Here is a 24,892-nt window from a genome sequence, read left to right on the forward strand (position 1 = left end):
TTCGCCAATAGTAAAAGCGGAGTTCTCCCATGCGCATCCTCGTGGTCGGCGCCGGCGCCATCGGCGGCTATTTCGGTGGCAGGCTGTTGCAGGCCGGCCGCGACGTGACCTTCCTGGTTAGGCCTCGCCGCGCCGACGAGCTCGCGAGCGCCGGCCTCGTCATCAAGAGCCCGAACGGCGATGTGACCTTGAAGAACCCGCCGACGGTTCAGGCCGACGCAATCAAGGACACGTTCGACGTCGTGCTGCTCAGCTGCAAGGCATTCGACCTCGACGATGCCATCAAGTCGTTCGTCCCCGCGGTGGGGCCGAACACCGCAATCATCCCGATGCTCAACGGCATGAAGCATCTCGACACGCTGGACACGAAGTTCGGCAAGGAGCGCGTACTCGGCGGCCTCTGCGCCATTGCGGCCACGCTGAACGAGAAGCGCGAGGTGGTGCAGCTCCAGCCGATGCAGTCGCTCAGCTACGGCGAGCGCGACGGCGGGATGTCGGACCGGGTGAAGGCGATCGACGAGGCCTTCAGGAGCGGCATCAATGGGGCCAGCGCCAGCCAGAACATTATGCAGGACATGTGGGAGAAGTGGGTGTTCCTGTCCTCGCTCGCTGCAAGCACCAGCCTGATGCGGACGTCCGTCGGCAATATCCTCGCCGCGCCCGGCGGCCGCGATTTCCTGCTCGGCATGCTGGATGAGACCAGCGCGATTGCCACGGCGTCCGGCTATCCGCCGGGCGGCCCGTTCTTCGATCGCGTCAAAGGCAATCTCACCACCGAGGGCTCGCCGCTGACGGCATCGATGTTCCGCGACATCAAGGCGGGCCTGCCTGTCGAGGCCGACCACGTCATCGGCGATCTCATCGCGCGCGCCGACGCCGCCAAGGTGCCGGTGCCGAAGCTGCGCATCGCGTATACGCATCTGAAGGCATATGAGAGGCAGCGGGCGGGGTAGGGCGTAACCACACATTCGGTGTCGTCCCGGGGCGCGCGCCGCGCGAGCCCGGGACCCATAACCACAGGGAGTGGTTATGGAGCGAAGTGGTGACTCCGGGTCTTCGCAAAACGCTTCCTTGTGGTTATGGATCCCGGGCCCGCGACTGTGTCTCGCCCCGGGATGACGAGCTGCGATTGCCGAAACAGCTCAGCGCTATTTCAAATGCGCGAGATAGTGCGACACGGCGGTAATTTCCTCGTCGCTCATGTGATAGGCGACGTCGGCCATTGCGGCGACGCCGCCGCCGACGCGCTGGCCGGCCTTGTAATCGTGCAGCGCCTTGACGAGATATTCCTCACGCTGGCCCGCGAGCCGCGCCACCGCCTTGGTGCCGGCATAGCTGTCGGTATGGCATGAGGCGCAGCGGCGGCCGGCGGCAACCTGCGCGCCCTTCTTCGACAGGTCGGGATCCCCGTCCTCGGGTCCCTTCGGCGGCGTCAGCGAGGCGAAGTAAGCGCCGAAATTGCGGATGTCCTCGTTGGTGATCCCTTCCACGATCGGCTGCATCTGATCGTTCTTGCGCGCGCCGGCGCGGAAGAACACGAGCTGCCATTGCAGGAATTGATCGGGCTGGCCGGCGAGCGAGGGGATGTTCTCGGTCTGCGAAATGCCGTTCTCGCCGTGGCAGCCGGAGCAGGCGGCGGCCTTCTCCTTGATCGCGGCATTGTCGGCGGCCTCGGCTGGGAAGGCGCCGAGCGTCAGGAGCGCAAACACGCTGATTGCGTGCGAAATGAACTGCCGGCGCATGGGGAAGGATTCCGATCTATCGAGCTCGTCATTCCGGGGCGTGCGGAGCACGAACCCGGAATCCATAACCGCGAGCCGGGGTTATGGGTTCCGGACTTGCGCTACCGCGCAATCCGGAACGACAGCATGAGATTTTAAAATTAAGGAGGCTGCGGCACCTCCCGGCCGCCGCAGCCTCTGCGTCCGATCGCGCTACTTCTTGCTATAGCTGATGCGATAGATCGCGCCGGCCCAATCGTCGGCCACGAGGATCGATCCGTCCTTGGCGATAATGATGTCGTTGGGACGGCCGAGATAGCCCTGGTCGCCCTCGAGCCAGCCGGAGGCGAAAACCTCTCGCTTCGGGTTCTTGCCGTCGGGTCCGACGATCACGCGCACGATGCGCGCGCCCTGGTACTTGTGGCGATTCCAGGAGCCGTGCTCCGCGATCAGGATGTTGTTCTTGTAATCGGCGGGGAATTGATCGCCGGTGTAGAACTTCATGCCGAGCGGCGCGACATGGGCACCGAGGTTCAGTACGGGCGGCGTGAACTCGGAGCATTTGTGGCCCATCGCGAACTTGTCGTCAGGCAGATTGCCCTGATGGCAATAGGGATAGCCGAAATGCTCGCCGATCCGGTTGATCATGTTCAGCTTGTCCGAGGGCAGATCATCGCTGATCCAGTCGCGGGCATTCTCCGTGAACCAGAGCTTGCCGGTGCGCGGATCGACGTCGCCGCCGACCGAGTTGCGGACGCCGAGCGCCCAGATTTCGGCGTTGCCGGTCTTGGGATCGACGCGCCGGATCTGCGATACGCTGGTCGGCGGAATGCCGATGTTGAAGGGCGGGCCGAACGGCAGGAAGAACCAGCCTTCCTTGTCGACCGCGATGTACTTCCAGCCATGCGCGGCATAGGACGGCATGTCGTCATAAACGACCTTGCCCTGGCCGAGATTGTCGAGATTGGCTTCGGCGTTGTCGTAGCGGATCAGCTTGTCGACGGCGATGACATAGAGCGCGCCGTCCTTGAAGGCGAGACCGGTGGGCATGTTCAGGCCCTTGAGGACGGTCTTGACCTCTTTCTTTCCGTTGTTGTCCTTGATGGCATAGACGTTGCCGAGACCGAACGAGCCGACGAACAACGTGCCCTTGTCGCCCCAGGCCATCTGCCGCGCGGCCAGCACGCCCGAGGCGTAGACCTCGATCTTGAAGCCCGGCGGCAGCTTGATCTTCTTGACGATGTTGGCGAGCTCAGCGTCGGAGGCGCCGGTCGGCGGGCCCGACGGCGGCGCGAGGCCCTTCTGCGCCTCGGTCTCGTCACCGAGGAACCAGTCATCCGGCGGATGGGTCCAGAACTCCTTGGTGCTGGAATCGTATTTCTTCAGCGGCTTGTTCTTGTCCTGCTGCTGCGCGTTGCCGGCGCCGGTCCCCGCGAGAAGGGCCACGGCTGCAAGCGCCAACACGGATCGATGGAACATCGATGTCATCGCATCACTCCCCTAAGGCAGCCGTCAGGGCTGCGCATTATTTTCTTTTGCTAGTCGAGAGGCGAAGTCTTGAGCCCGTCGGGACGACAGGCGCAAAAAGGTTAGCACATCTGCCCATCGTGAGAAGCGCGCCGGATGCAGCGCGGCTGCGCGCAGCAAAAATTGAGACGGAATGTCAATGAACGGATGAACGCTGCGACGATCGCGCCTCGCGCTGCAACGCGGAATCAACAGCCCGCGCGCAACGTCGTCAGGCGGTCCGCCGGGGTGGGCATACAAAAGTGCAAAAACAACCCCATGCACAGTAGAACTGCGCAAGTTGATCCGCGCGCGGTGACGCCGGACAATCATTTGAAGCGTCGAGTAAAATAATCGCGGCGCTCACGGGGCGACGGGGTAGGGTCCGTCGTCGAACAGCGTGTCGTGGTAGCCTTTCGATCCGACCTCACGCGCCAGCGTGCTGCGGACGTCGCGGCCATCGCGCAGGCTGCGCAGCACATGCGCGAAGTCGAATTCGGGTCGCCAGCCGAGCTCCCGCCGCGCGCGCTCGTTGACATAGACCCGGTCAATCGCGGGGAAGAGCCGCCAGCCGCGCGCCGCATAGAGCTGCGCGCACTCCGGATAGAGCTCGCGCACGACGCCGGCGGCATCGCGCGCCAGCGCTCCGAGATGACGTTGCTCGAACGGGCTCGTCGCCGAGACGATGTAGCGGGCGAAGCCGATGCCGGGCGCACGCTCGACGGCGAGCAGATGCGCGCTCACTGCGTCCGCGATATCCAGCCGGCGGTAGAGCAGCTCGTTGGCCTGCGCGTTGTCCAGCGTGTAGGCCGATCGCATCGCCGGATCGTCGTCGTCCTCCGGAAAGAAGCGCGAGGTCCGCAGAACCACGATCGGTAGCGCGCGCTCGCGAAAGAACAGCTCGCAGAGGTTCTCGGCCATCAGCTTGGTCGTGCCGTAGATGTTCTTCGGCACCGATGGCAGCTCCTCGGTGACCCACACCGCCGCCTGTCCCGCCTCGGGCCGCAGCTGCGAGCCGAATGCGCTGGTGGTGCTGGTGAAGACAAAGCTCTTCACGCCGGCCGCGACTGCCGCCTCGAGCAGGTTCAGCGTTCCTGACACGTTGGTGTCGACAAAATCCTGCTTGGAATGGGTCGCCACATGCGGCTTGTGCAGCGTCGCGGTGTGGACCACGGCGGTGACGCCGTCCATCTGGCGCCGCACGAAGGCGGGATCGACGATGGAGCCGACGGCATCGGTGAAGGGGGAGGGCTTGAGATCGACGCCGCGGGCGGGGGCACCACGCCCACGCAGGGTCCGGAGAATGGCTTCACCGAGGTGACCTGCGCTGCCTGTGACCAGAATTGTCATGTGAGACCCGAAACAGCCGCCAGCGGCGCGGAAAACCACGGCCCGATCCGGTTTGGCTGGATGCTTTGGAGAAAACTGGAGCGGGCGAAGGGGCTCGAACCCTCGACCCCGACCTTGGCAAGGTCGTGCTCTACCACTGAGCTACACCCGCATCCTGTGTCGGTCGCGTGACGCGCCGACAACGGCTGTCGTATGCCAAAAGCGGGAGGGGAATGCAACAGCTACAGGCGGCCTCAATTCGCAATTCGGACCCCGTATGGAGCCCGAAGCCGGCCAAATCGACCGGAAACGTCTCGGAACCGGCGAATCGGGGTGCCTGGATTGAAATTCGGCCCATTCGGCCCAATTTAGGAGCCGACCACAAGCATATGACGCGGCGGCGTGCTAAAGAGCCGCCATTCCAGACATGACGAGGGAATCCCGTGACGATCATCGACCAGGGTAACGGAGCGGCGGGCCCGGCTGCGGCCGACCTGATCAAGGACACCACCACCCAGACCTTCGTGAAGGACGTCATCGAGGAATCGAAGCGCCAGCCCGTGCTGATCGATTTCTGGGCGGAATGGTGCGGCCCCTGCAAGCAGCTCACCCCCGTCCTGGAGAAGGCGGTGAAGGCGGCCAAGGGCAAGGTCAAGCTGGTCAAGATGAACATCGACCATCATCCGGCGATCCCGGGCCAGATGGGCATCCAGTCGATCCCGGCCGTGATCGCCTTCGTCAACGGCCAGCCGGCCGACGGCTTCATGGGCGCGGTGCCGGAGAGCCAGGTCAACGCCTTCATCGAGCGGCTGACCAAGGGCGTCACCGCGCCGGGCGAGGTCAACGTCGCCGAGATCGTGCAGGAGGCCGACGCGGTGCTCGCCGAGGGCGACGCGGCGGCGGCGGCGCAGATCTATGCCGAGGCGCTGCAGCATGATTCCACCAACATCGCGGCGCTTGCGGGCCTTGCGAAGTGCTACGCCGTTTCCGGCGCGATGGAACAGGCCAAGCAGACGCTGGCCATGGTGCCGGAATCCAAGCGCAACGACCCGGCCGTGAAGGCCGTGCAGACCGCAATCGATCTCGCCGAGCAGGCGAAATCGCTTGGACCGGTCGCCGAGCTGGAACAGAAAGTCGCCGCAAATCCGCTCGATCATCAGGCCCGGTTCGACCTCGCCACCGCGCTCAACGCCCAAGGCAACCGCGCGGCGGCGACCGAGCAGCTGCTCGAGATCATCAAGCGCGACCGCAAATGGAACGACGACGGCGCCCGCAAGCAGCTGGTGCAGTTCTTCGAGGCCTGGGGCGGCACGGATGATGCAACCGTCGAAGGCCGCAAACGTTTGTCGACGATCCTGTTTTCGTAACGGCCTTTTTTGAGCATGATCTGTTCGGAAAACCGCTCCACACTTTGCGCTAACGCGGTCCTTCGGATCCGGATCATGCGCTAGCAACGCCAGGGGACCGGGCAGATGCCGATCAACATCGAATATCGCGGGCCCGCCGACCTCCCGGAGATCATTCCGGTCTTCCCGCTGCCGGGCGCGCTGCTGCTGCCGCGCGGCCAGATGCCGCTCAACATCTTCGAGCCGCGCTACCTTTCGATGGTCGACGATTCCTTCCGCGACGGCCATCGCCTGATCGGCATGATCCAGCCCGACATCGCGCATTCGCGGAAGGATTCCGACAAGCCGGCGCTGTTCCGCGTCGGCTGCGTCGGCCGCATCACCCAGCTCGCCGAGTCCGGCGACGGCCGCTACATCCTCGAGCTCACCGGCGTTTCGCGCTTCAAGGTGGTCGAGGAGCTCGAGGTGCTCACCCCCTATCGGCAGTGCAAGGTGGACTTCTTCGCCTACGTCGACGATTTCACCGCGCGCCGCGGCGAGGAGGAGGTCGACCGCGAGGCGCTGCTGGCGGTGCTGGCGGACTTCCTGAAGGCCAACAACCTCAAGGTCGACTGGGAGGGCGTCGAGAGCGCGCCCAATGAAGCCCTCGTCAATGCGCTCGCGATGATGTCGCCCTACGGCCCCGCGGAAAAGCAGGCCATGCTGGAGGCGCCCGACCTGAAGACCCGCGCCGAGATCCTGATCGCCGTCACCGAGATGGACCTCGCCAAGAAGCGCACTAGCGGCGACCCGCCGCTGCAGTGATCGTCAAGCGACCCAAAGCGCGATGCGATTAGGATGAATCCTCATCGCGCTTTGGGTTTTTTGGTTTGAGCATGATCTTTTCGGAAAACCGCTACACACTTTGCGCTGACGCGGCCCTTCGGGTCCGGATCATGCTCTATGCGGCAAACTCGCCGGCCTCGGCCTTTCGATCCGCAAGCCGTGCGATCGTCGAGGCTCGTATCGGCGGGCTGAGGTGGAAGCCCTGGGCCTCGACGCAGCCCTCCTGGCGCAGGATGTCCAGCTGCTCGGCGGTTTCGACGCCTTCGGCGGTGGACGTCTTACCGAGACTCGTGGCGAACTGGACCACGGCCCGCGCGATCCGATGGGGCTCCTCCATCGGACTGGACAGCTCGCTGACGAAGCTGCGATCGATCTTGATCTTGTCGAAGGGAAACTTCTGCAGAAAGCTGAGCGACGAATAGCCGGTGCCGAAATCGTCGAGGGCAATCCGCACCCCGAGCTCGCGCAGCTGGCTGAGTGCTGCGAATACGGTCCCGCTGTCATGCATGATGACGGTTTCGGTGACCTCGAGCTCGAGCCGGTCTGAAGCAATCCCCGACGCCGCCAGTGCGCTCACGATCGTCGACACGAGCTCCTTGCTCCTGAATTGCGCTGGAGACAGGTTGATCGCGATCTTCAGGTCGGAACGCCATTTTGCCGCTTCGGCACAGGCGGTTCTCAACACCCATTCCCCCAGCGGCAGGATCAAGCCAGTTTCCTCCGCGACGGGAATGAATTCGCCGGGCGAGACCAGACCCCGCTCGGGGTGGTGCCAACGCAGCAACGCCTCGAAGCCACAGGTCTCGCCGCTCTTCAAATTGACGAACGGCTGGTAGTGGAGTTCGAATTCGCTCCTCGCAAGCGCCTTCCGCAGATCCCGCTCCAGGTTCCGGCGCGCATGCAGGAGCCGGTCCAGCTCCGGCTCGAAGAAGCGGAATGCACCACGTCCGCCGCTCTTGGCCGAGTAGAGGGCAAGATCTGCGCTCCTGAGGATCGTGTCGGAATCGGCGCCGTCTCGGGGCGCAAGGGCGATCCCGATGCTGGTGCCGACAATGACCTGATGATCGCCGAGATCGAACGGCTCGCTGAGCGCGCCATGGATCGCCTCGGCGAGAGAGGCCGCGTCCGCAGCCGGATTGGTCACGTAGTCGACGATTGCGAATTCGTCGCCGCCCAGTCGGGCGACGAACGTCGTCTCCCTGATGCAATCCAGCAAGCGCGCCGCGACTGAGCGCAGCAGCAGGTCGCCCGCCGGATGTCCGAGCGTGTCGTTGACCTCCTTGAAGCGGTCGAGGTCGAGCAGGAGAACCGCCAGATGGAGATTTCCGCCACGCGTATCGGCAAGTGCAGGCTCCAGACGCGCCTTGAGCAGCACGCGGTTCGGCAGCTCGGTGAGCGCATCGTGTTCCGCCATGTAGGTGATCTTCGCTTCGGACCGGCGTTGCTCGGTGACATCCAGATGCGTAGCCACCCAGCCGCCGCCGGCCATCGGCTGCCGCGTCACGCAGATCAGCCGCCCATCGGCGAACGCATCGATGCGGCTCGAGACGGCATGGATCGGCAGTGCTTCGAGCCTGGCGATCTGCCGTTCGGCGGCGAAATCGCTGGCCTCGCCTTCGAGTATGCCGCTGGTGACGCGATGACGGATGATGTCGCGGTGCGGAGTTCCCGCACGCAGCAATTCCGGCGGCAGCCGGTACAAACGGGCGTAACGCTCGTTGCAGATGACGAGCCGCTTCCCGGCGTCGAACATGCAAAGGCCCTCGACCATATGGTTGATGGCCGTGTCCAGCCTCAGCTTCTGTTCCTTGAGCTCGTTCTGCGACCCTTCGAGCTGCTGCCGGGCGATGGAGAGCTGGCTGATGATCTCCTCGAACCTGGCGGTTCTGGTCGCCAGACGACGATCGGCCAGCACTCCGATCAGGCTCATGCCCAGCACGGACAATGCGACGCCGGCGATGGCGAGCGCGAGGAAGGCCGGAGACAGCGAAAGCGTATCGGTCGCGAGCGCCGGATCCGGTGTGATCTGCACGGCGCCCATGGCCGTGAAGTGATGCGACACGATGGCGAGCGTCAGCAGGGTGGCGGCTGCCAGCGTGCCGCTATAACCCTGACGGGTGAGCGCTGCCGCCAGCGCAGCGTAGCCAAAACACATGCCCAGAACGATGGAGAGGAGCACGAGGTCCACGGACCAGGAGACTCGGCCCGGCACTTCGAGCGCCCACATTCCGAGATAGTGCATGCTGGCAATGCCGCCACCGATGATGACGCCGCCAGCCGCCGCGCGCCAGCGGCCGGACGTGACGACCGCGACGCCGAAGCCGACCGAGGTCAGCAGCATTGCCGCCGCGAGAGAGGACGCCGTCAACACGATGCCGTAGCCCGTCGTGACCCCGGGCTCGTAGGCGAGCATCGCGACGAAATGCGTAGCCCAAATGCCGTATCCGATGGCCGCGCCGGCAATGGCGATCCAGATCCACCGGGTTCTCCCGCGCGTTGCGATCGCGCGGTGGAAGATGCTGACCGCGACGATGCTGGCAACGAAGCAGACCAGAGCAGCGAGCACGACGAGCCGCCAATCGTGCTCGGCCGTAAGGCAGGAGAAAACGCGGAACATTCAGTTTCGCCCCATCGTCGATATTGTTGATGTTTGTCGATGCTGGACCGGCTAATCGCCCTTCGCGTTAATTTTGTGCCGCGCCTGATCGCATGCTTAGCGGCTTGCCAACACCGTCCGTAAAATTTGATCTGTGGGGCTAACACGTTCCGCGCGCCGGTCGCGCCGGAAGCCCGCTGCGCGCGTTTGCGGATGACTGGAGATGGCCGCGGATGCGCTTGCGTCCGGTGATCATCGCGCTGCAGGAGTCCTATCAGCGCCACGCCAGCAACGTGGAGCACGAAAGGGACGAGACGGCATCCGAAGAATGCCTGGTCGATCGGTAACGGATCTGGTCCGCTTTAGATGAGTTCTAGTACCCGACAACCGACATCACGACGACCGCACTGAGCGCCATCCAGCCGAAATGCCGGCCCCGCGTCGCCCATGCGTTGGCGAGGGCGGAGCAGCCGAACACGCAGGCCATGGTCGCGACGATCCAGTGGCGAGCCGGCTCCGATTGCAGCCACGGCGCCGCGATCAGCAGCACGCCACCGCCGATCCAGGCCACGGTCGAGGCCTGCCACACCAGCCGGATCAAGGTGCGGAGGCGCTCCGGCTCGATGCGCGCGCGGGCGAAGACCTTGGCTTCGCCGAGGTAGCCGTGAACGAGCGCAACGGCGATGGTCACGACGCCCGCACACTGGAGCAGCAGATCCCGCATCGACGCCTCCATACACTCATGTATGTTTCGATAGCGTATGGCCAAGCGCTTGTCAATACACTAGTGTATGGTGCGCTTCCGGGAAACGACATGAACCAACAGCTCTCCGCTGACGATTGGACTGGCCAGGGCCTCAAGGCCCTGGCCAAGAGCGGCTTCACGGCCTTGAAGGCCGAGCCGCTCGCCAAGGCCATGGGCGTATCGCGCGGCAGCTTCTATTGGCATTTCGCCGATCTCGCCGCGTTTCACGCCGCGGTGCTGAAGCGCTGGCGCGAGATCGCGGCCGAGCGGATCATCGCCGACGTCGAAGCCGCCGGCGACGAGCCGGTCAAGATGCTGCTGCGGAGATCCTTCGGCGCGCGGCTCGACCTCGAACGCGCGGTGCGCAATTGGGCGGCGTTCGATGCGAGCGCGCAAGGGGCGGTGCGTGCCATCGATCGCCGCAGGCTCGATTATATCGAGGAGCTGCTGCAGAAGCGGGGACTCGCCCCGGCAACGGCGCAGGCCCGCGCGCAGATCCTGTACTGGACATTTCTCGGTTTCGCCCTGTCAGGCCCGTCAATCCCGGCCGCGCGGCTGCGGACCATGCTCGACGAGCTCCTGGCGATGGTCTCCGCCTAAAGCGCGATGGCGGGCGCGAATTTCTATGCTAAAGGCAAGCAAGTGCCGGAGACTTCCATGAACGCGCCCACCGAACGTCCCGAAGCCAGCGTCGATCCAAAATTGCTGGAGATCCTGGTCTGCCCGCTGACAAAGGGCCCGTTGGAATTCGATGCTGAGCGGCAGGAGCTGATCTCGCGCAGCGCCAAGCTCGCTTATCCCATTCGCGACGGCATCCCGATCATGCTGCCGGAAGAGGCGCGCAAGATCGATTGATAACAGCGAGTGGGGAGTGGCGAATGGCGAATGGGTCCACTCGCCACTCGATACTCACCATTCGCCCTTACAACGCCTCGCCCTTCAACAGCCGCGGCACCTCGCCGGTGAGGCCTGCGGCCTGGCGGATGAAGAGGTTCTTCAGCGGCGGGGCGCGGTCGACGAGGCCGAGGCCGATGTCGCGCACCGTGCGCAACAGCGTCGACTGGTTGGAGAACAGGAAGTTCAGCGAGTTGGTGGCGACGCCCATTGCCATGGTGTCGAACCGGCGCCAGCGCTGGTAGCGTTCGAGCACGTCCGCCCCGCCGATATCCAGGCCGAGCCGCGCGGCATCGACCACCACTTCCGCCAGCGCAGCGACGTCCTTCAGGCCCATGTTGAGGCCCTGGCCCGCGATGGGGTGGATGACATGGGCAGCGTCGCCGACCAGCGCGAGGCGCTCGGCGATGAAGGACCGCGCGACGAAATAAGACAGCGGAAACGCCCGCGGCTTGTCGAGCACACTGACCTCGCCGAGATGCAGGCCGAAGCGCTGCTCGAGCTCGGCGTGGAATTCCTCGTCGCTGAGGGCGATGATGCGCGCGGCCTCAGTGCGGCGCTCGGTCCACACCAGCGAGGAGCGTTTGCCGGTGAGCGGCAGGATCGCGAACGGGCCGGCCGGCAGGAAGTGTTCCTCGGCGCGGCCCTCGTGATCGCGTTCGTGGCCGACGGTGACGACGATGCCGGACTGATCGTACTCCCAGCCATGAGTGACGATGCCGGCGCGCTCGCGCAGCTTCGACCGCGCGCCATCGGCGGCGACCAAGAGGCCCGCCGCGATCACGCTGCCGTCGCCGAGCGTCACCTCGATGCCGTCGGTGCGCGCATCGTAGGAGGCGACCGGGGTGGCGCGAAGATCGATGCCGTCGGCCTCGGCGCGCACCACCAGCGCGTCGATCAGGCGGCGGTTCTCGATCATATGCGCGAAGGGCTCGCCCGGCGCGACGTCGCCGGCGAAGTTCAGGAACACCGGGCGGGTGGCGTCCTCGAGCTTGGAATCGGTGACGACCATGTCGAGGATCGGCTGGGCCTCGCCCCGGACGTCGTCCCAGGCGCCGATCGTCTCGAACAGGCAGCGGCAGGCGGCGACGATCGCGGTGGCGCGGGGGTCGCGGCTCGGCCGCGTGCCGAGCGCGGGATCGGCGACGATGATTGGGATCTCGGGCCCGAGCCCCTGGCGTAGCGCCAAGGCCAGCGCAAGGCCGGCAAACGCGCCGCCACCGATGACAATGCTACCCTGTACCGACATACCAAAGCTTCCCGGACAATTCTCGGTCTTGCTAGCAGACTTGAGCTGGGCGAAACAGTGCGGTGAAACGAGGACCGTTAGCCCTTCGTTCCGTCATTCCGGGGCGCGCAACGCGCGTACCCGGAATCCGGAGGTTTATCAGCTCGAGATTTTCGGGTTCGCACCGCGTGCGCCCCGGAATGAGGCATCACTGGAAAGCACCATCATGTCCAAAGGACTGATCGACCTCATCGGGATCCTCGACCTCGAGCAGCTCGAGGTGAACCTGTTCCGCGGCAACAGCCCGAAGACGAGCTGGCAGCGGGTGTTCGGCGGCCAGGTGATCGGGCAGGCGATGGTCGCGGCCTGCCGCACCGTGGAGGGCCGGCTGCCGCATTCGCTGCATTGCTATTTCATCCTGCCGGGCGATCCGCAGATCCCGATCATCTATCAGGTCGAGCGCCTGCGCGACGGCAAAAGCTACTCGACCCGCCGCGTCACCGCGATCCAGCACGGCAACGCGATCTTCTCGATCATGGTGTCGTTCCACGCCGAGGAGGAGACTGCGTTCGACCACCAGGACAAGATGCCGGACGTGCCGCCGCCGGAAAAGCTCACGGCGGAGGAGGTGGCGAAGCAGCCGATGTTCAAGGAGATGCCGGACTTCATCCGCCGGTATTACGAATCCGATCGGCCGATCGAGCTGCGCCCGGTCGAGCTCGGCCGTTATTTCGGCCAGAAGATCGACGACGGCCGCATCCACGTCTGGATCAAGACCGCCGCCAAGCTGCCCGACGATCCGGCGCTGCACATGTGCGCGCTCGCTTACGCCTCGGACTTCTCGCTGCTCGATGCGATCATGGCGCGCTATGGCCGCACGCTGTTCGACAAGCGCATGATGCCGGCGAGTCTCGACCACGCGATGTGGTTCCATCGCCCGTTCCGCGCCGACGAATGGCTGCTCTACGCGCAGGATTCGCCGAGCGCGCAATCGGGACGGGGGCTGACCCGCGGCTCGATCTTCAAGCCGGACGGCACGCTGGTCGCCTCCGTCGCGCAGGAAGGCTCGGTGCGCGAACGGAAGGCCTGATCGCTTCAAGCAGCGCCTGAAGCGTTCGGATCATGCCCCGAGCGAGCCGCGCGGCGCGAGCTCGGTCTGCGAGGCGAACCAGTTCATGATCCAGCGGTACACCCACGGGATCGGGATGATGAAGCACATCAGGATGGCGGCCACGATGCCGCGCCAGAGGATATCGAGGCCGCTGCCCTTGAAGACGATCTCGCGCCGGGTGCCCTCGACGTTGCGGCAGAACCAGCGCATCTGGGCCGCGGCCACCCAGGCCCAGCCGATGATGGTGATGATGGAAATCGCAAACAACAGATTCCAGCCGATATAGGCCCAGACCGAACCGGTGAAGCTGAGGCCCAGCGGCTGCCCGTTGGAGGCGAGGTTCGCGACCATCCATTTGATCAGGAGCCAGTAGAGCACGATCTGCACGATGAACAGCAGATTGCTCAATATCTCGCTGCCGACGAAGCCGAGCGCGATGGCGAGAACGATGAAGCCGAAATACCACGGCACCAACGTCATCGCATTGCCGGTGAAGCTGAGGTTCGGCCGCCCAGGGACCTTCACGCAGGAGACGATCCATCTGGTGTACCAGACGAAGGCCCAGGGCGCCGGGATGACGAAGATCATTCCGATCAGCAGGACGATGCTGCGCCAGGTGAATTCAAGGATGCTGAAATCGACCGAGAGCGATCCACCGCTTGCATAGCCGGCAGCGCCGCCATAGCCACTTCCGCCCGTCGGGACCATCGGCGGCGCACCGCCGCCGATCAGGCCGGGAATTTCGGCGGCCTTCTGCCAGCCGGCCATGCCCTCGGTCCAGACCAAGGTGTCCGGACGCACGACGCCCTGGGCAACGAGGTCGCGGAATTGCCCTTCCGGAAAGGGCCCCTGCTGCTTACCCTCGGATGCGTAGAACCAACTCGCCATGGAACGTCCCCCCTCGAACTTAGGTATGTACCGGCCGGGACGCTTCGGTTCACGCCTGGGTTCACCGCATCCATGCCAAAAATGCATTGTGAATGATGAACAGCTGCCCTGTACAGAGGCGGCCGTTCACATGATCGCCCTTGGCCAAACGTTTTTCCGCTTCAATCTGCAACTTTTTTGTGCCATTTGCCCGGAAAGATGCCAGATTGACGCAGCGCCGGGGACATACGGCGCGGCGCATCCCGGGGAATAGGCCTGACCATGAAACTCGTCGTCGCGATCATCAAACCCTTCAAGCTCGATGAGGTCCGCCAGGCCCTGACGGCGATCGGCGTGCACGGCATGACCGTGACCGAGGTGAAAGGCTATGGCCGGCAGAAGGGCCACACCGAGATCTATCGCGGCGCCGAATATGTCGTGAACTTCCTGCCGAAGCTGCGCATCGAGATCGCGGTCGCTTCCGACGTCGCCGACAAGGCGGTCGCCGTGATCACCGCGACGGCGCGCACCGGCCAGATCGGCGACGGCAAGATCTTCGTCACGCCGATCGACCACGCGCTGCGCATCCGCACCGGCGAGACCGACAGCGACGCGCTCTGACTTTTTGTTTTGACGCGTTTTCTTGTCACGCGAACCGGTATCCACTTCGCTCGAAAACGCTTTGACACGACTGCTTCGATCGCACCGGGCAAATACGCCATGATGTGCGACGCCAATTGATGCCGGGGGGAACGATATGGCGGGATTGTCGCGCCGCGCAGCTGCCAAGGCTGCGCCAATCGGATTTGTGTCCGTCCTAGCTGCGCCGGCGCACGCGGCGGCAAACGAGATCAGCACCGCCGACACCGCCTGGATGATCGTCGCGACAGCGCTGGTGCTGATGATGACGATCCCGGGGCTTGCGCTGTTCTATTCCGGCATGGTGCGCAAGAAGAACGTGCTCGCCACCATGGCGCAGAGCCTGGCCGCGGTGATGCTGATCTCAATCCTCTGGGTGGCGTTCGGCTACTCGCTGTGCTTCGTCGGCGACGGCCCCTGGATCGGCACGCTCGATCGCTGGTTTCTCGCGGGCATGACCATGGACAGCGTCAACCCCGCGGCGAAGACGATCCCGGAATCGCTGTTCATGCTGTACCAGATGACGTTTGCCATCATCACGGTGGCGCTGGTCGCCGGCTCGGTCGCCGACCGCATGCGGTTCTCCGCCTATCTCCTGTTCTCGGTCGCCTGGTTCATCTTCGTCTACATTCCGCTGGCGCATTGGGTGTGGGGTGGCGGCTTCCTCGCCAGCATGGGCGTGCTCGATTTCGCCGGCGGTCTCGTCGTGCATCTGTCGGCCGGCACCGGCGGCCTCGTTGCAGCCAAGGTGATGGGACGCCGTCACGGCTACGGCACCGAGAATCTCTCGCCGTTCGATCTGTCGCTCGCAGTGATGGGCACCGGCCTGTTGTGGGTCGGCTGGTTCGGCTTCAACGGCGGCTCGGCACTCGGAGCGAACTCACGCGCGGTGATGGCGATCATCGCGACCCATCTGGCCGCCTGCGCGGGCGCGCTGACCTGGGGCGCGATCGAATGGGCGACGCGGCGCAAGCCCTCGGTGCTCGGCATGATCTCCGGCGCGGTCGCAGGTCTCGGCACCATCACGCCGGCCTCGGGCTTCGTCGCGCCATGGCACGGCATCGTCATCGGCATCATTGCCGGTGCACTCTGCTACTGGGCCTGTACCTGGCTGAAGCACCGCTTCGACTACGACGATTCGCTCGACGTCTTCGGCGTCCACGGCATCGGCGGCCTGACCGGCACCCTGCTCGGCGGCGTGTTCGCCACCAGCGCCATCGGCGGCACCGCCGGCCTGCTGGAGGGCAATCCGCAGCAGCTCCTGATCCAGTTCTATGGGGTCGCCGTGACCTTCGTCTGGTCGGCGGGCGTCAGCTTCATCCTGCTCAAGCTGGTCGGCCTGTTCGTGCCCTTGCGCGTATCCCGTGAGCACGAGCTGGAGGGTCTGGATATTTCGCAGCACGGTGAAGCCCTGCAATAGGCGCCGACGCTACGTAAATACCGCCTCGCTGCCCGACACGTGAGCAACATTGTGTCGGGAGCCTGTCTTGCCCTTATTTTCAGCAGGCGTGACCACGTTTTGAGCGCGACGTAATAGCGCACTGCATCGCAACACCCGCCAAAGGCGAAAACCCCCGTCTTCATAGTCCGTTAGGCAATCCGCCTGATCTGGCACGGCATTTGATTCTAGGGGTCCGGCTGTGCCCGCGTAGTGAAACTTCTCCCTCGTGGCGAACCAGTCGAGAACGCCCGGCCACGTCCGGACCGGGCCCAAGCGGGGATAGGACCCATGAAAATTGTTATGGCGATCATCAAGCCATTCAAGCTTGAAGAAGTCCGTGACGCCCTGACCGCCATCGGCGTTCACGGTCTCACGGTGACGGAAGTCAAGGGGTATGGCCGCCAGAAGGGCCATACGGAAATCTATCGCGGCGCCGAATATGCCGTGAGCTTCCTGCCCAAGATCAAGATCGAGGTCGCTGTCGCCTCCGACCAGGTCGACAAGACCATCGATGCCATCACGTCCGCCGCGAAAACCGGACAGATCGGCGACGGCAAGATCTTCGTCATCAACCTCGACCACGCGGTGCGTATCCGCACCGGCGAGGCCGATGCCGCGGCCCTCTGATTTCGCGCTCAACCTTATCCAAGCAGGAGTAAACAATATGACGTTCAAGCGTCCCTATGGCGCGGGACTGGCGGCTCTCGCAGTCGGCCTGTTCGCTGCGACCGCAGCCTACGCCGAGCCAACGGTCAACAAGGGAGACAACGCCTGGATGCTGACATCGACAGTGCTGGTGCTGTTGATGACGATCCCCGGCCTCGCGCTGTTCTACGGCGGTCTGGTTCGTTCCAAGAACATGCTCTCGGTCCTGATGCAGGTGTTCTACACCGTCTGCGTCGTCTGCGTGATCTGGGCCGTATACGGCTACAGCCTCACCTTCACCGGCGGCTCCGACTTCATTGGCGGCTTCTCCAAGGCCTTCATGATGGGCGTCACCACCGACACGAAGGCCGCGACCTTCTCGGTCGACGCCAACATCTCGGAGCTGATTTACGTCTGCTTCCAGATGACCTTCGCGGCGATCACGCCCGCTCTCATCGTCGGCGCCTTCGCCGAGCGCATGAAGTTCGCGGCGATCGCGCTGTTCGTTCCGCTCTGGGTGACGCTGGTCTATTTCCCGATCGCGCACATGGTCTGGTACTGGCAGGGTCCGGACCTGATCCAGGATGCGGCCAAAGCGTTGGCTGCCGCTACTGACGCGGCGGCGAAGACCGCGGCCCAGGCCAAGCTCGACGAGCTCAACGCCGATGCCGGCTGGATCTTCAAGATGGGCGCGATCGACTTCGCGGGCGGCACCGTGGTGCACATCAACGCCGGTATCGCGGGCTTGGTCGGCGCTCTCCTGATCGGCAAGCGCGTCGGCTACGGCAAGGAGCTGATGGCCCCGCACTCGCTGACCATGTCGATGATCGGCGCCTCGCTGCTCTGGGTCGGCTGGTTCGGCTTCAATGCCGGCTCCAATCTCGAGGCCAGCGGCGGCGCTGCGCTCGCCATGACCAACTCCTTCGTCGCCACCGCAGCCGCCGCGCTGTCGTGGATGTTCGCGGAGTGGATCATCAAGGGTCATCCCTCCGTGCTCGGCGTGATCTCAGGCGCCGTCGCGGGCCTCGTGGCCGTCACGCCCGCCGCCGGCTTCTCCGGCGTCATGGGAGCGATCGTCCTCGGCCTCGTCGTCGGCGTGGTCTGCCTGTTCTTCTGCACCGTGGTGAAGAACGCGCTCGGCTACGATGACTCCCTCGACGTGTTCGGCGTGCACTGCATCGGCGGCATCGTCGGCGCCATCGGCACCGGCATTCTGGTCAACCCCGCGCTCGGCGGCGCCGGCATCATCGACTATTCGGCGATCCCGCCGAAGGTCGCCGATTACGACTTCGCCACGCAGATGCTCGCCCAGATCAAGGCCGTCTGCACCACGCTGGTGTGGTCGGGCGTCGGCTCGGCGATCCTCTTCAAGGTTGTCGATGTGATCGTCGGCCTCCGCGCCAATGTCGAGAGCGAGCGTGAAGGCCTCGACATCACCGAGCACACCGAGCGCGCCTACAACATGTGACCCTCTCCTCCCGGGCGCGGTCTCTTCGGGGACCGCGTCCACAACTACGGTTCGGGCACATACCCGGCAATGCCCTGACCGTTGAGGGGCTCCAGCGCAAGCTGGAGCCCCTTTCTTTTGATGGCTCCGCCTGCAGGCACCTCCAGGGGAGGGTGGACCGTCCATGTACGCCGCTGTCTCCGGCCCCATTATTCCCGCTCTGGACGCGGGCGGCGGCCGATGGTTAATCGCGTCTTAACCTCGCCCTATCTATGGTGAACTGAACCGCTTCCCGCCGGCGCCTATGGTAGCGACCGGCCGTTCCAAGAGTACTGGCGCCCAACGAATGGCTCTGACCGCTTCATCCCGTGCGCCGCAGGGCGGTAATGGCTCCGATTCCGAACGCTCGCCCTTCGTCCGGCTGAACGAGCTGCTGGCCCCGCATCAGCCGGGCAAGCCCTTGATTTCGCTTGCGGTCGGCGAGCCCCAGCATCCCGTGCCCGACTTCGTCGGCCCGGTGCTGGCCAAGCACATCGCCGATTTCGGCCGTTATCCCGCGAACAAGGGTACCGATCCGTTCCGCAACGCCGCCGGGGCCTGGCTGTCGACGCGGTTCAAGCTGCCGCGGCCGCTCGATCCCGAGAGCGAGATTCTCGTCCTCAATGGCAGCCGCGAGGGGCTGTTCCTCGCCGCGATCGCGGCCGCGCGCTATGTCGGCCCGCGTCCGGGCAAGCCCGCGATCCTGATGCCGAACCCGTTCTATCCGGTCTACGGCGCGGGCGCGCTTGCGGCCGCTTGCGAGCCGGTCCATCTGCCGACCACGGTCGAGAACGGCTTCCTGCCCGACCTCGACGCCATCGACGAAGCGACCCTGGCGCGCACGGTGGCGTTCTACCTGGCTTCGCCCGCCAATCCGCAGGGCTCGGTCGCGAGGCCCGGCTATTTCAAACGCTTGAAGCAGCTCGCCGACCGCTACGGCTTCGTGATCCTCAGCGACGAATGTTATTCCGAGATCTACACCCGCGAGGCACCCGGCAGCGCGCTGGAATGCGCCGGCCCCGACTTCACGCGCGTGGTCGCGTTCCAGTCACTGTCGAAGCGCTCCAACCTGCCGGGCCTGCGCGTCGGCTTTGCCGCCGGCGACAAGAGGTTCATCGGCATGTTCCTCGAGCTGCGCAACATCGCCGCGCCCCAGGTGCCGGTGCCGCTGCAGCATGTCGCGACGGTCGCCTATGGCGACGAGGCGCATGTCGAGGAGAATCGGCGGCTGTACCGGATCAAGTTCGACCTCGCCGACCAGATCATCGGCAATCGTTACGGCTATCGCCGCCCCGATGCCGGCTTCTGCGTCTGGCTCAACACCTCCGAGATCGGCGACGACGTGTCGGTGACGCTCAAGCTGTTCAAGGAAGCCGGCGTGCGCGTGGTGCCCGGCAGCTTCCTGGCGCGACAGCAGCCTGACGGATTCAATCCCGGCGCAGGCTATATCCGCCTCGCACTGGTGCAGGACGGCGAGACCACGGCGCAGGCGCTGCACCGGCTGGTCGAGACTCTGGGTTAGGCGGGGCCCGTGAGCATGTCGGCAATCGAACGCGTCATTCCTCTGGTCGGCCATCTGCCGCCCTCGATCCGCGAGGGGCTGGCGCGGCGCATGCGCGAGCTCGCCGGCCTCGGCCTGATCGCGCTGGCGGGCATCGCCGCGGCGGCGCTGATGACGTGGTCGGTGCAGGATCCCAGTCTCAGCCACGCGACCTCGCGGCCGATCCGCAACATCCTCGGCTATGCCGGCGCGATCGGCGCCGATCTCGCCATGCAGATCCTGGGGCTCGGCGCGATCATGCTGGTCCTGACCGTTGCGGTCTGGGGCTGGCGTATGATGACGCATCGGCCGTTCGACCGCGAGGCGCTGCGGCTCGGCTCCTGGATTCTCTGCACGGTGATCGCGGCAGGCTTCGTCAGTTGCTTTCAGCATGGCGGGGCCTGGCCGCTGCCGACCGGCCTCGGCGGCGTGGTCGGCGATGCGCTGGTGCGCGCGCCCGCGGTGATCTTCGGGCCGGCCGGTACGATCTATCGCATCGTGCTGGGCACGATCCTGTTCGCCGCGATGACAGCGACCTTCCTGATCGCCTGCGGCCTCGGCGCGCGCGAGCAAGACGACGAGATCGCTGAGGTCGCCGATGACGACAAGCCGCTCGACGAAGACGAGGAGAGCGATCGGGGTTCGGTCTCGCTGGGCTGGCTGTTCCATGCATTGATGAGCACCAAGGCGCGGCTGATCTGGCTGTGTGGTGCCGCCTACCGCTCGCTGGTCTCGAGCGGACCGAAGACCAAGGCCGCCCAGTTCAGCCGGCAGGAGCCGAATCTCGGCGGCGGCCGCTCGGCGCCGTCGATCTCGCCGCAGTCTCAAGACGAGGACTACGAGGACGAGCACGAAGACGAATTGGAGGACGAGGAGGAGGAAGAGGAGGAGCCCGCCGCGCGCCCCCCGAAGAAGAAAGCCGCGCCGAAGCCCGCTTCCAAGAAATCCTCCGACAAGTTCGACCTCCCGTCCGTCTCCATGCTGGCCGCACCAAAGGCCGGCGATCGCCAGCCGCTCAGCAAGGCCGAGCTGGAGAACAATTCCCGTTCGCTCGAAGGCGTGCTGCAGGATTTCGGCGTGCGCGGCGAGATCGTGAAGGCCAATCCCGGTCCGGTCGTTACGCTGTACGAGCTGGAGCCGGCGCCCGGCATCAAGTCCTCGCGCGTGATCGGCCTTGCCGACGACATCGCCCGCTCGATGAGCGCGCTGTCGGCACGCGTCGCCGTCGTGCCCGGCCGCAACGCGATCGGCATCGAGCTGCCGAACGCGCATCGCGAGAAAGTCTATTTGCGCGAATTGCTGGTGGCGAAGGAGGCGACCGACACGGTGGCGAAGCTGCCGCTCTGCCTCGGCAAGACCATCGGCGGCGACCCCGTCATCATCGACCTCGCGCGCACCCCGCACATGCTGATCGCCGGTACCACCGGCTCGGGCAAGTCGGTCGCGATCAACACCATGATCCTCAGCCTGGTCTACCGGCTGCGGCCGGACCAGTGCCGCCTGATCATGGTCGATCCGAAGATGCTCGAGCTCTCCGTCTATGACGGCATTCCCCATCTGCTCACGCCTGTTGTGACCGACCCGAAGAAGGCGGTGGTCGCGCTGAAATGGGCCGTGCGCGAGATGGAAGAGCGCTACAAGAACATGGCCAAGCTCGGTGTGCGCAACATCGACGGTTACAACACGCGCCTGCTCGAATTGAAGGCCAAGGGCGAGGAGCCGACGCGCACGGTGCATACCGGCTTCGACAAGGAGACCGGCAAGGCGATCTACGAGGAAGAGAAGCTCTCGCTCGATCCGCTGCCCTACATCGTCATCATCGTCGACGAAATGGCCGACCTGATGATGGTCGCCGGCAAGGACATCGAAGGCGCGGTGCAGCGTCTGGCGCAGATGGCGCGCGCCGCCGGCCTGCACGTGATCCTGGCGACGCAGCGTCCGTCGGTCGACGTCATCACCGGCACCATCAAGGCGAACTTCCCGACCCGTATCGCCTTCCAGGTCACCTCCAAGATCGACAGCCGCACCATTCTCGGCGAGATGGGCGCCGAGCAGCTGCTCGGCCAGGGCGACATGCTCTACATGGCGGGCGGCGGCCGCATCAGCCGCGTGCACGGACCGTTCGCCTCCGACGAGGAAGTCGAGAAGGTGGTGCGTCACCTCAAGACGCAGGGACAGCCGGAATATCTCGAAGCCGTCACCGCCGAAGAGCCGACCGAGGACGAGGACGGTGCCGTGTTCGACGCCACCGGCATGGGCGGCGATGGCGGCGGCGATCTCTTCCAGCAGGCGGTTGCGATCGTCAAACGCGATCGCAAGGCCTCGACCAGCTACATCCAGCGCCGTCTGCAAATCGGCTACAACCGCGCCGCATCGCTGATGGAGCGCATGGAACTGGAAGGCATCGTCGGTCCCGCCAACCATGCCGGCAAGCGCGAGATTCTGGTCGAGGAAGAAGACAGCCATATGTGAGGCGAGGAGCCTCTGAGCAACATTTCACGCAAATTCGATATCTGCTTTTGCCCGAAATCACGGTAAAAGGGCGCCCAGCCACACAGGACGACGCGTTGATCAGACATCCGGACATTCGATTCGCTGCCACGATCGCCGCGCGAAGCGCGCGCATGGCCGGCGTGCTTCTCGTCACCGCCGCGATGGTGACCGCTGCGTCTTTCGCGCAGACCGTGCCGGTGCCGAAGCCCGCGCCGAAGGGGCGTGACGGCGGCGCGACCGCCGGTGGGCCGGCCGTCACCGGCGCGACGCAGGCGCCGCCCAATCCGGTGATCCCGGATCCGCGGCGCAACGTTCCGAGCAGCATCTTCCAGACCTTCGACGCCAACCAGAAAGCGCAGGCGGCCAAGGTCAGCGCCTATCTGTCGTCGCTGCAGACGTTGGTCGGGAATTTCGTCCAGGTCGGTCCCGACGGCAGCAAGACGCAGGGCGACTTCTACATCCAGAAACCCGGCAAGGTACGCTTCGAATATGATGCGCCGAGCCCGATCGACATCGTCGCCGACGGATCCTCGCTCGTGGTGCGCGACCGCAAGCTCGCGACCCAGGACGTCTACCCGCTGTCGCAGACGCCGCTGCGCTTTCTATTGTCCGACCGCATCGACCTGATGAGGGACACCAATGTCGTTGGCGTCTCGGCCGACGACGTCTTCGTCAGCGTCACCATCGAGGAGAAGCAGGCCCTGGTCGGCACCAGCCGCTTGCTGCTGATGTTCGGCGCCAAGGACGGCCAGCTCAAGCAGTGGACCGTCACCGATCCGCAGGGCTACGACACGACGATTGCGGTGTACAATCTGGACTCGAGCAAGAAGCTCGACCCCAACATGTTCAAGATCGATTTCACCAATTACAACACGCCGTCGCGGGGTTGAGCGCTCCGCTGCCGTAGGGTGAGCAAAGGCGCTCTGCGCCGTGCCCACCACCTCTCCTCACGGCCATCACGGTGGGCACGCTTCGCTTTGCCCACCCTACGAGAGCTCGCTGTGGACAAGCATTTTCCCCACGCCAATCCATGCTAAGACGCATTTCCTATGCGTCTTTCCCTGACAACCTGGAACATCAACTCGGTGCGGCTACGCATCGACCTGGTCGCGAAATTTCTCAAGAGCGCGCGGCCAGAAGTGCTGTGCCTGCAGGAGACCAAGTGCATCGACGATGCTTTTCCGCTGAAGCGCTTCAAGCGGCTCGGCTACGAGCACGTCGCGCTGAACGGTCAGAAGGGCTATCACGGCGTCGCCATCATCTCGAAGATCCCGTTCGAATCGAAGGACATCCGCACCTTCTGCGACAAGGTGGATTCGCGCCACATCTCGGTGTCGTTCGGTGAAAAGGCGGGCATCGCAAAACCACTGGTGCTGCATAATTTCTACGTGCCCGCGGGCGGCGACATTCCCGATCCCGCGCTGAACGAGAAATTCGACCACAAGCTCCGCTTCCTCGACGAGATGAAAGCGTGCGAGCCGCTGCATCCGCGCGGTGAGGACCGCCACATCCTGGTCGGCGATCTCAACGTCGCCCCGCACGAGAACGACGTGTGGTCGCACAAGCAGCTGCTGAAAGTGGTCTCGCACACGCCTGTCGAAACGGAGAAGCTGAAGGCGGCGCTCGCGGCCGGCGAATGGGTCGACGTCGCGCGCGAGCGCATCCCGATGTCGGAGAAGGTCTATACGTGGTGGAGCTACCGCTCCGCCGACTGGACCATCGGCGATCGCGGCCGCAGGCTCGACCACATCTGGGTCTCGCGCGCGCTGAAGGATGCAGTCAGCGATTTCAGGATTCTGCGCGATGCGCGCAGCTGGGAGCGGCCATCTGACCACGTGCCTGTGACGGTGACGCTGGAGGTGTGAGCCGCCCTCGTCATTCCGGGGCGCGCCACTTGGCGCGAGCCCGGAATCCATTCATCAACTGACTCTGCCGCTCAATGGATTCTCAAGTGCGCAATTGCGCACCATAGTTCGCGACTTCGTCGCGCCCCGGAATGACGAGTGGAGAGAGCTACGACGTCAGCTTCGCACCCGCCATCAAAATATCGCTGGCGATCTGGCTGGAGCGCACCGCGAACTCGTCGCGCAGGCGCACCGCCGCAGCGGGATCGCTTTCGAGCACGCGCTGGAACAGGCTGCGGGCGACGCGGATGACGGAGGAATGCTCCAGCGCGACCGCGCTCGACGGCCGCTTCATCGGCACCACCAGCGCGAGCTCGCCGATCAACGCGCCGGGACCGGCGATCATTTCGGCGCCGGCGCCGTCTTCAACCCGGAAGGCGCCGCGCTGGACCACGAAGCCGGCGTCGGCGTCGTCGCCGAGATTGAACAGCACGTCGCCGCGGACGAAATCACGCTGCTCCGAGCCGATCGCCAGCATGCGCAACGAGGCGTCTCCCAACAGGCGCAGTGTCGGGACACGCTCGAGAAGCGCTACATCATCGTCGATTGACATTCAGGTCCGAGGCTCGAAGGCGT

The 24,892-nt window shown here is 64.8% G+C and carries 22 protein-coding genes and 1 tRNA gene; 14 read left to right on the forward strand and 9 right to left on the reverse strand.

Annotated features, from left to right (window positions below; translation table 11 throughout):
- Positions 1–29: 29 nt before the first annotated feature.
- Positions 30–953, forward strand: coding sequence for a 2-dehydropantoate 2-reductase (panE, locus tag I6F24_RS30670; protein WP_225151900.1), 924 nt, complete (start codon positions 30–32; stop codon positions 951–953).
- Between the two features lie 195 nt (positions 954–1,148).
- On the opposite strand, the gene I6F24_RS30675 is transcribed toward panE, so the two are convergent.
- From I6F24_RS30675 to I6F24_RS30690, 4 genes are all read right to left on the reverse strand, one after another.
- The gene (locus I6F24_RS30675) at positions 1,149–1,742 is read right to left on the reverse strand and encodes a c-type cytochrome (protein ID WP_225151902.1); all 594 of its coding nucleotides are present in this window, start codon (positions 1,740–1,742) and stop codon (positions 1,149–1,151) included.
- A gap of 192 nt (positions 1,743–1,934) precedes the next feature.
- The gene (locus tag I6F24_RS30680; protein ID WP_036003007.1) at positions 1,935–3,209 is read right to left on the reverse strand and encodes a PQQ-dependent sugar dehydrogenase; all 1,275 of its coding nucleotides are present in this window, start codon (positions 3,207–3,209) and stop codon (positions 1,935–1,937) included.
- 381 nt (positions 3,210–3,590) lie between these two features.
- A complete protein-coding gene (locus tag I6F24_RS30685; RefSeq protein WP_225151904.1) occupies positions 3,591–4,577 on the reverse strand; it encodes an NAD(P)-dependent oxidoreductase in 987 nt (328 codons plus the stop codon).
- A 76-nt stretch (positions 4,578–4,653) separates the two neighbouring features.
- A tRNA-Gly gene (locus I6F24_RS30690) sits at positions 4,654–4,728 on the reverse strand.
- A 271-nt stretch (positions 4,729–4,999) separates the two neighbouring features.
- On the opposite strand from I6F24_RS30690, the gene trxA reads away from it, so the two are divergent.
- Positions 5,000–5,923, forward strand: a complete 924-nt coding sequence (gene trxA, locus I6F24_RS30695) for a thioredoxin (RefSeq protein WP_025033093.1) — start codon at positions 5,000–5,002, stop codon at positions 5,921–5,923.
- A gap of 105 nt (positions 5,924–6,028) precedes the next feature.
- Positions 6,029–6,706, forward strand: coding sequence for an LON peptidase substrate-binding domain-containing protein (locus tag I6F24_RS30700; RefSeq protein ID WP_036003016.1), 678 nt, complete (start codon positions 6,029–6,031; stop codon positions 6,704–6,706).
- A 136-nt stretch (positions 6,707–6,842) separates the two neighbouring features.
- On the opposite strand, the gene I6F24_RS30705 is transcribed toward I6F24_RS30700, so the two are convergent.
- Complete coding sequence (locus I6F24_RS30705; protein WP_225113162.1) at positions 6,843–9,344, reverse strand: EAL domain-containing protein; 2,502 nt, start codon at positions 9,342–9,344, stop codon at positions 6,843–6,845.
- Between the two features lie 352 nt (positions 9,345–9,696).
- The gene (locus I6F24_RS30710) at positions 9,697–10,047 is read right to left on the reverse strand and encodes a hypothetical protein (protein WP_225151905.1); all 351 of its coding nucleotides are present in this window, start codon (positions 10,045–10,047) and stop codon (positions 9,697–9,699) included.
- 90 nt (positions 10,048–10,137) lie between these two features.
- On the opposite strand from I6F24_RS30710, the gene I6F24_RS30715 reads away from it, so the two are divergent.
- Together I6F24_RS30715 and I6F24_RS30720 are read left to right on the forward strand one after the other, a co-directional pair.
- The gene (locus tag I6F24_RS30715) at positions 10,138–10,668 is read left to right on the forward strand and encodes a TetR/AcrR family transcriptional regulator (RefSeq protein WP_036024363.1); all 531 of its coding nucleotides are present in this window, start codon (positions 10,138–10,140) and stop codon (positions 10,666–10,668) included.
- A 57-nt stretch (positions 10,669–10,725) separates the two neighbouring features.
- Positions 10,726–10,923, forward strand: coding sequence for a Trm112 family protein (locus I6F24_RS30720; protein ID WP_036003042.1), 198 nt, complete (start codon positions 10,726–10,728; stop codon positions 10,921–10,923).
- Positions 10,924–10,990: 67 nt separating this feature from the next.
- On the opposite strand, the gene I6F24_RS30725 is transcribed toward I6F24_RS30720, so the two are convergent.
- Positions 10,991–12,211: a ubiquinone biosynthesis hydroxylase gene (locus I6F24_RS30725; RefSeq protein WP_225151907.1), complete on the reverse strand. Its 1,221-nt coding sequence runs from the start codon at positions 12,209–12,211 to the stop codon at positions 10,991–10,993.
- A 205-nt stretch (positions 12,212–12,416) separates the two neighbouring features.
- Here I6F24_RS30725 and tesB point away from each other — a divergent pair, with 205 nt between their 5' ends.
- Entirely contained in the window at positions 12,417–13,280 is an 864-nt protein-coding gene (gene tesB, locus I6F24_RS30730; protein ID WP_036003028.1) for an acyl-CoA thioesterase II, read from the forward strand.
- 30 nt (positions 13,281–13,310) lie between these two features.
- Here the strand turns inward: tesB and I6F24_RS30735 are convergent, their stop codons facing one another.
- On the reverse strand, positions 13,311–14,189 hold the full coding sequence (locus tag I6F24_RS30735) for a DUF4339 domain-containing protein (RefSeq protein ID WP_225151910.1): 879 nt from the start codon (positions 14,187–14,189) through the stop codon (positions 13,311–13,313).
- Between the two features lie 261 nt (positions 14,190–14,450).
- On the opposite strand from I6F24_RS30735, the gene I6F24_RS30740 reads away from it, so the two are divergent.
- From I6F24_RS30740 to I6F24_RS30775, 8 genes are all read left to right on the forward strand, one after another.
- A complete protein-coding gene (locus tag I6F24_RS30740) occupies positions 14,451–14,789 on the forward strand; it encodes a P-II family nitrogen regulator (RefSeq protein ID WP_008142802.1) in 339 nt (112 codons plus the stop codon).
- Positions 14,790–14,925: 136 nt separating this feature from the next.
- Positions 14,926–16,227 carry an ammonium transporter gene (locus I6F24_RS30745; protein WP_225151912.1) on the forward strand — a complete coding sequence of 434 codons (1,302 nt, stop codon included), beginning with the start codon at positions 14,926–14,928 and terminating at the stop codon, positions 16,225–16,227.
- Positions 16,228–16,536: 309 nt separating this feature from the next.
- Entirely contained in the window at positions 16,537–16,875 is a 339-nt protein-coding gene (locus I6F24_RS30750) for a P-II family nitrogen regulator (RefSeq protein ID WP_008142813.1), read from the forward strand.
- 37 nt (positions 16,876–16,912) lie between these two features.
- On the forward strand, positions 16,913–18,361 hold the full coding sequence (locus tag I6F24_RS30755) for an ammonium transporter (RefSeq protein WP_036003055.1): 1,449 nt from the start codon (positions 16,913–16,915) through the stop codon (positions 18,359–18,361).
- Positions 18,362–18,686: 325 nt separating this feature from the next.
- Positions 18,687–19,901, forward strand: a complete 1,215-nt coding sequence (locus I6F24_RS30760) for an aminotransferase class I/II-fold pyridoxal phosphate-dependent enzyme (RefSeq protein ID WP_109141975.1) — start codon at positions 18,687–18,689, stop codon at positions 19,899–19,901.
- A 9-nt stretch (positions 19,902–19,910) separates the two neighbouring features.
- Complete coding sequence (locus tag I6F24_RS30765; protein ID WP_225151914.1) at positions 19,911–22,391, forward strand: DNA translocase FtsK; 2,481 nt, start codon at positions 19,911–19,913, stop codon at positions 22,389–22,391.
- 152 nt (positions 22,392–22,543) lie between these two features.
- On the forward strand, positions 22,544–23,302 hold the full coding sequence (locus I6F24_RS30770; protein WP_036003066.1) for an outer membrane lipoprotein carrier protein LolA: 759 nt from the start codon (positions 22,544–22,546) through the stop codon (positions 23,300–23,302).
- A gap of 159 nt (positions 23,303–23,461) precedes the next feature.
- The gene (locus tag I6F24_RS30775; RefSeq protein WP_036003067.1) at positions 23,462–24,277 is read left to right on the forward strand and encodes an exodeoxyribonuclease III; all 816 of its coding nucleotides are present in this window, start codon (positions 23,462–23,464) and stop codon (positions 24,275–24,277) included.
- 148 nt (positions 24,278–24,425) lie between these two features.
- On the opposite strand, the gene I6F24_RS30780 is transcribed toward I6F24_RS30775, so the two are convergent.
- Positions 24,426–24,869 carry a cyclic nucleotide-binding domain-containing protein gene (locus I6F24_RS30780; RefSeq protein WP_025033074.1) on the reverse strand — a complete coding sequence of 148 codons (444 nt, stop codon included), beginning with the start codon at positions 24,867–24,869 and terminating at the stop codon, positions 24,426–24,428.
- Positions 24,870–24,892 lie beyond the last annotated feature (23 nt).

The sequence above is a fragment of the Bradyrhizobium sp. BRP23 genome (assembly GCF_020194135.1).
In the GTDB taxonomy this organism is placed as follows: Bacteria; Pseudomonadota; Alphaproteobacteria; order Rhizobiales; family Xanthobacteraceae; genus Bradyrhizobium; species Bradyrhizobium yuanmingense.

Coding starts and splice junctions, on each gene's coding strand:
- panE (WP_225151900.1), top strand. CDS start 30: ATGCGCATCCTCGTGGTCGGCGCCGGCGCCATCGGCGGCTATTTCGGT.
- I6F24_RS30675 (WP_225151902.1), bottom strand. CDS start 1,742: ATGCGCCGGCAGTTCATTTCGCACGCAATCAGCGTGTTTGCGCTCCTG.
- I6F24_RS30680 (WP_036003007.1), bottom strand. CDS start 3,209: ATGACATCGATGTTCCATCGATCCGTGTTGGCGCTTGCAGCCGTGGCC.
- I6F24_RS30685 (WP_225151904.1), bottom strand. CDS start 4,577: ATGACAATTCTGGTCACAGGCAGCGCAGGTCACCTCGGTGAAGCCATT.
- I6F24_RS30700 (WP_036003016.1), top strand. CDS start 6,029: ATGCCGATCAACATCGAATATCGCGGGCCCGCCGACCTCCCGGAGATC.
- I6F24_RS30705 (WP_225113162.1), bottom strand. CDS start 9,344: ATGTTCCGCGTTTTCTCCTGCCTTACGGCCGAGCACGATTGGCGGCTC.
- I6F24_RS30710 (WP_225151905.1), bottom strand. CDS start 10,047: ATGCGGGATCTGCTGCTCCAGTGTGCGGGCGTCGTGACCATCGCCGTT.
- I6F24_RS30715 (WP_036024363.1), top strand. CDS start 10,138: ATGAACCAACAGCTCTCCGCTGACGATTGGACTGGCCAGGGCCTCAAG.
- I6F24_RS30720 (WP_036003042.1), top strand. CDS start 10,726: ATGAACGCGCCCACCGAACGTCCCGAAGCCAGCGTCGATCCAAAATTG.
- I6F24_RS30725 (WP_225151907.1), bottom strand. CDS start 12,211: ATGTCGGTACAGGGTAGCATTGTCATCGGTGGCGGCGCGTTTGCCGGC.
- tesB (WP_036003028.1), top strand. CDS start 12,417: ATGTCCAAAGGACTGATCGACCTCATCGGGATCCTCGACCTCGAGCAG.
- I6F24_RS30735 (WP_225151910.1), bottom strand. CDS start 14,189: ATGGCGAGTTGGTTCTACGCATCCGAGGGTAAGCAGCAGGGGCCCTTT.
- I6F24_RS30740 (WP_008142802.1), top strand. CDS start 14,451: ATGAAACTCGTCGTCGCGATCATCAAACCCTTCAAGCTCGATGAGGTC.
- I6F24_RS30745 (WP_225151912.1), top strand. CDS start 14,926: ATGGCGGGATTGTCGCGCCGCGCAGCTGCCAAGGCTGCGCCAATCGGA.
- I6F24_RS30750 (WP_008142813.1), top strand. CDS start 16,537: ATGAAAATTGTTATGGCGATCATCAAGCCATTCAAGCTTGAAGAAGTC.
- I6F24_RS30755 (WP_036003055.1), top strand. CDS start 16,913: ATGACGTTCAAGCGTCCCTATGGCGCGGGACTGGCGGCTCTCGCAGTC.
- I6F24_RS30760 (WP_109141975.1), top strand. CDS start 18,687: ATGGCTCTGACCGCTTCATCCCGTGCGCCGCAGGGCGGTAATGGCTCC.
- I6F24_RS30770 (WP_036003066.1), top strand. CDS start 22,544: ATGGCCGGCGTGCTTCTCGTCACCGCCGCGATGGTGACCGCTGCGTCT.
- I6F24_RS30775 (WP_036003067.1), top strand. CDS start 23,462: ATGCGTCTTTCCCTGACAACCTGGAACATCAACTCGGTGCGGCTACGC.
- I6F24_RS30780 (WP_025033074.1), bottom strand. CDS start 24,869: ATGTCAATCGACGATGATGTAGCGCTTCTCGAGCGTGTCCCGACACTG.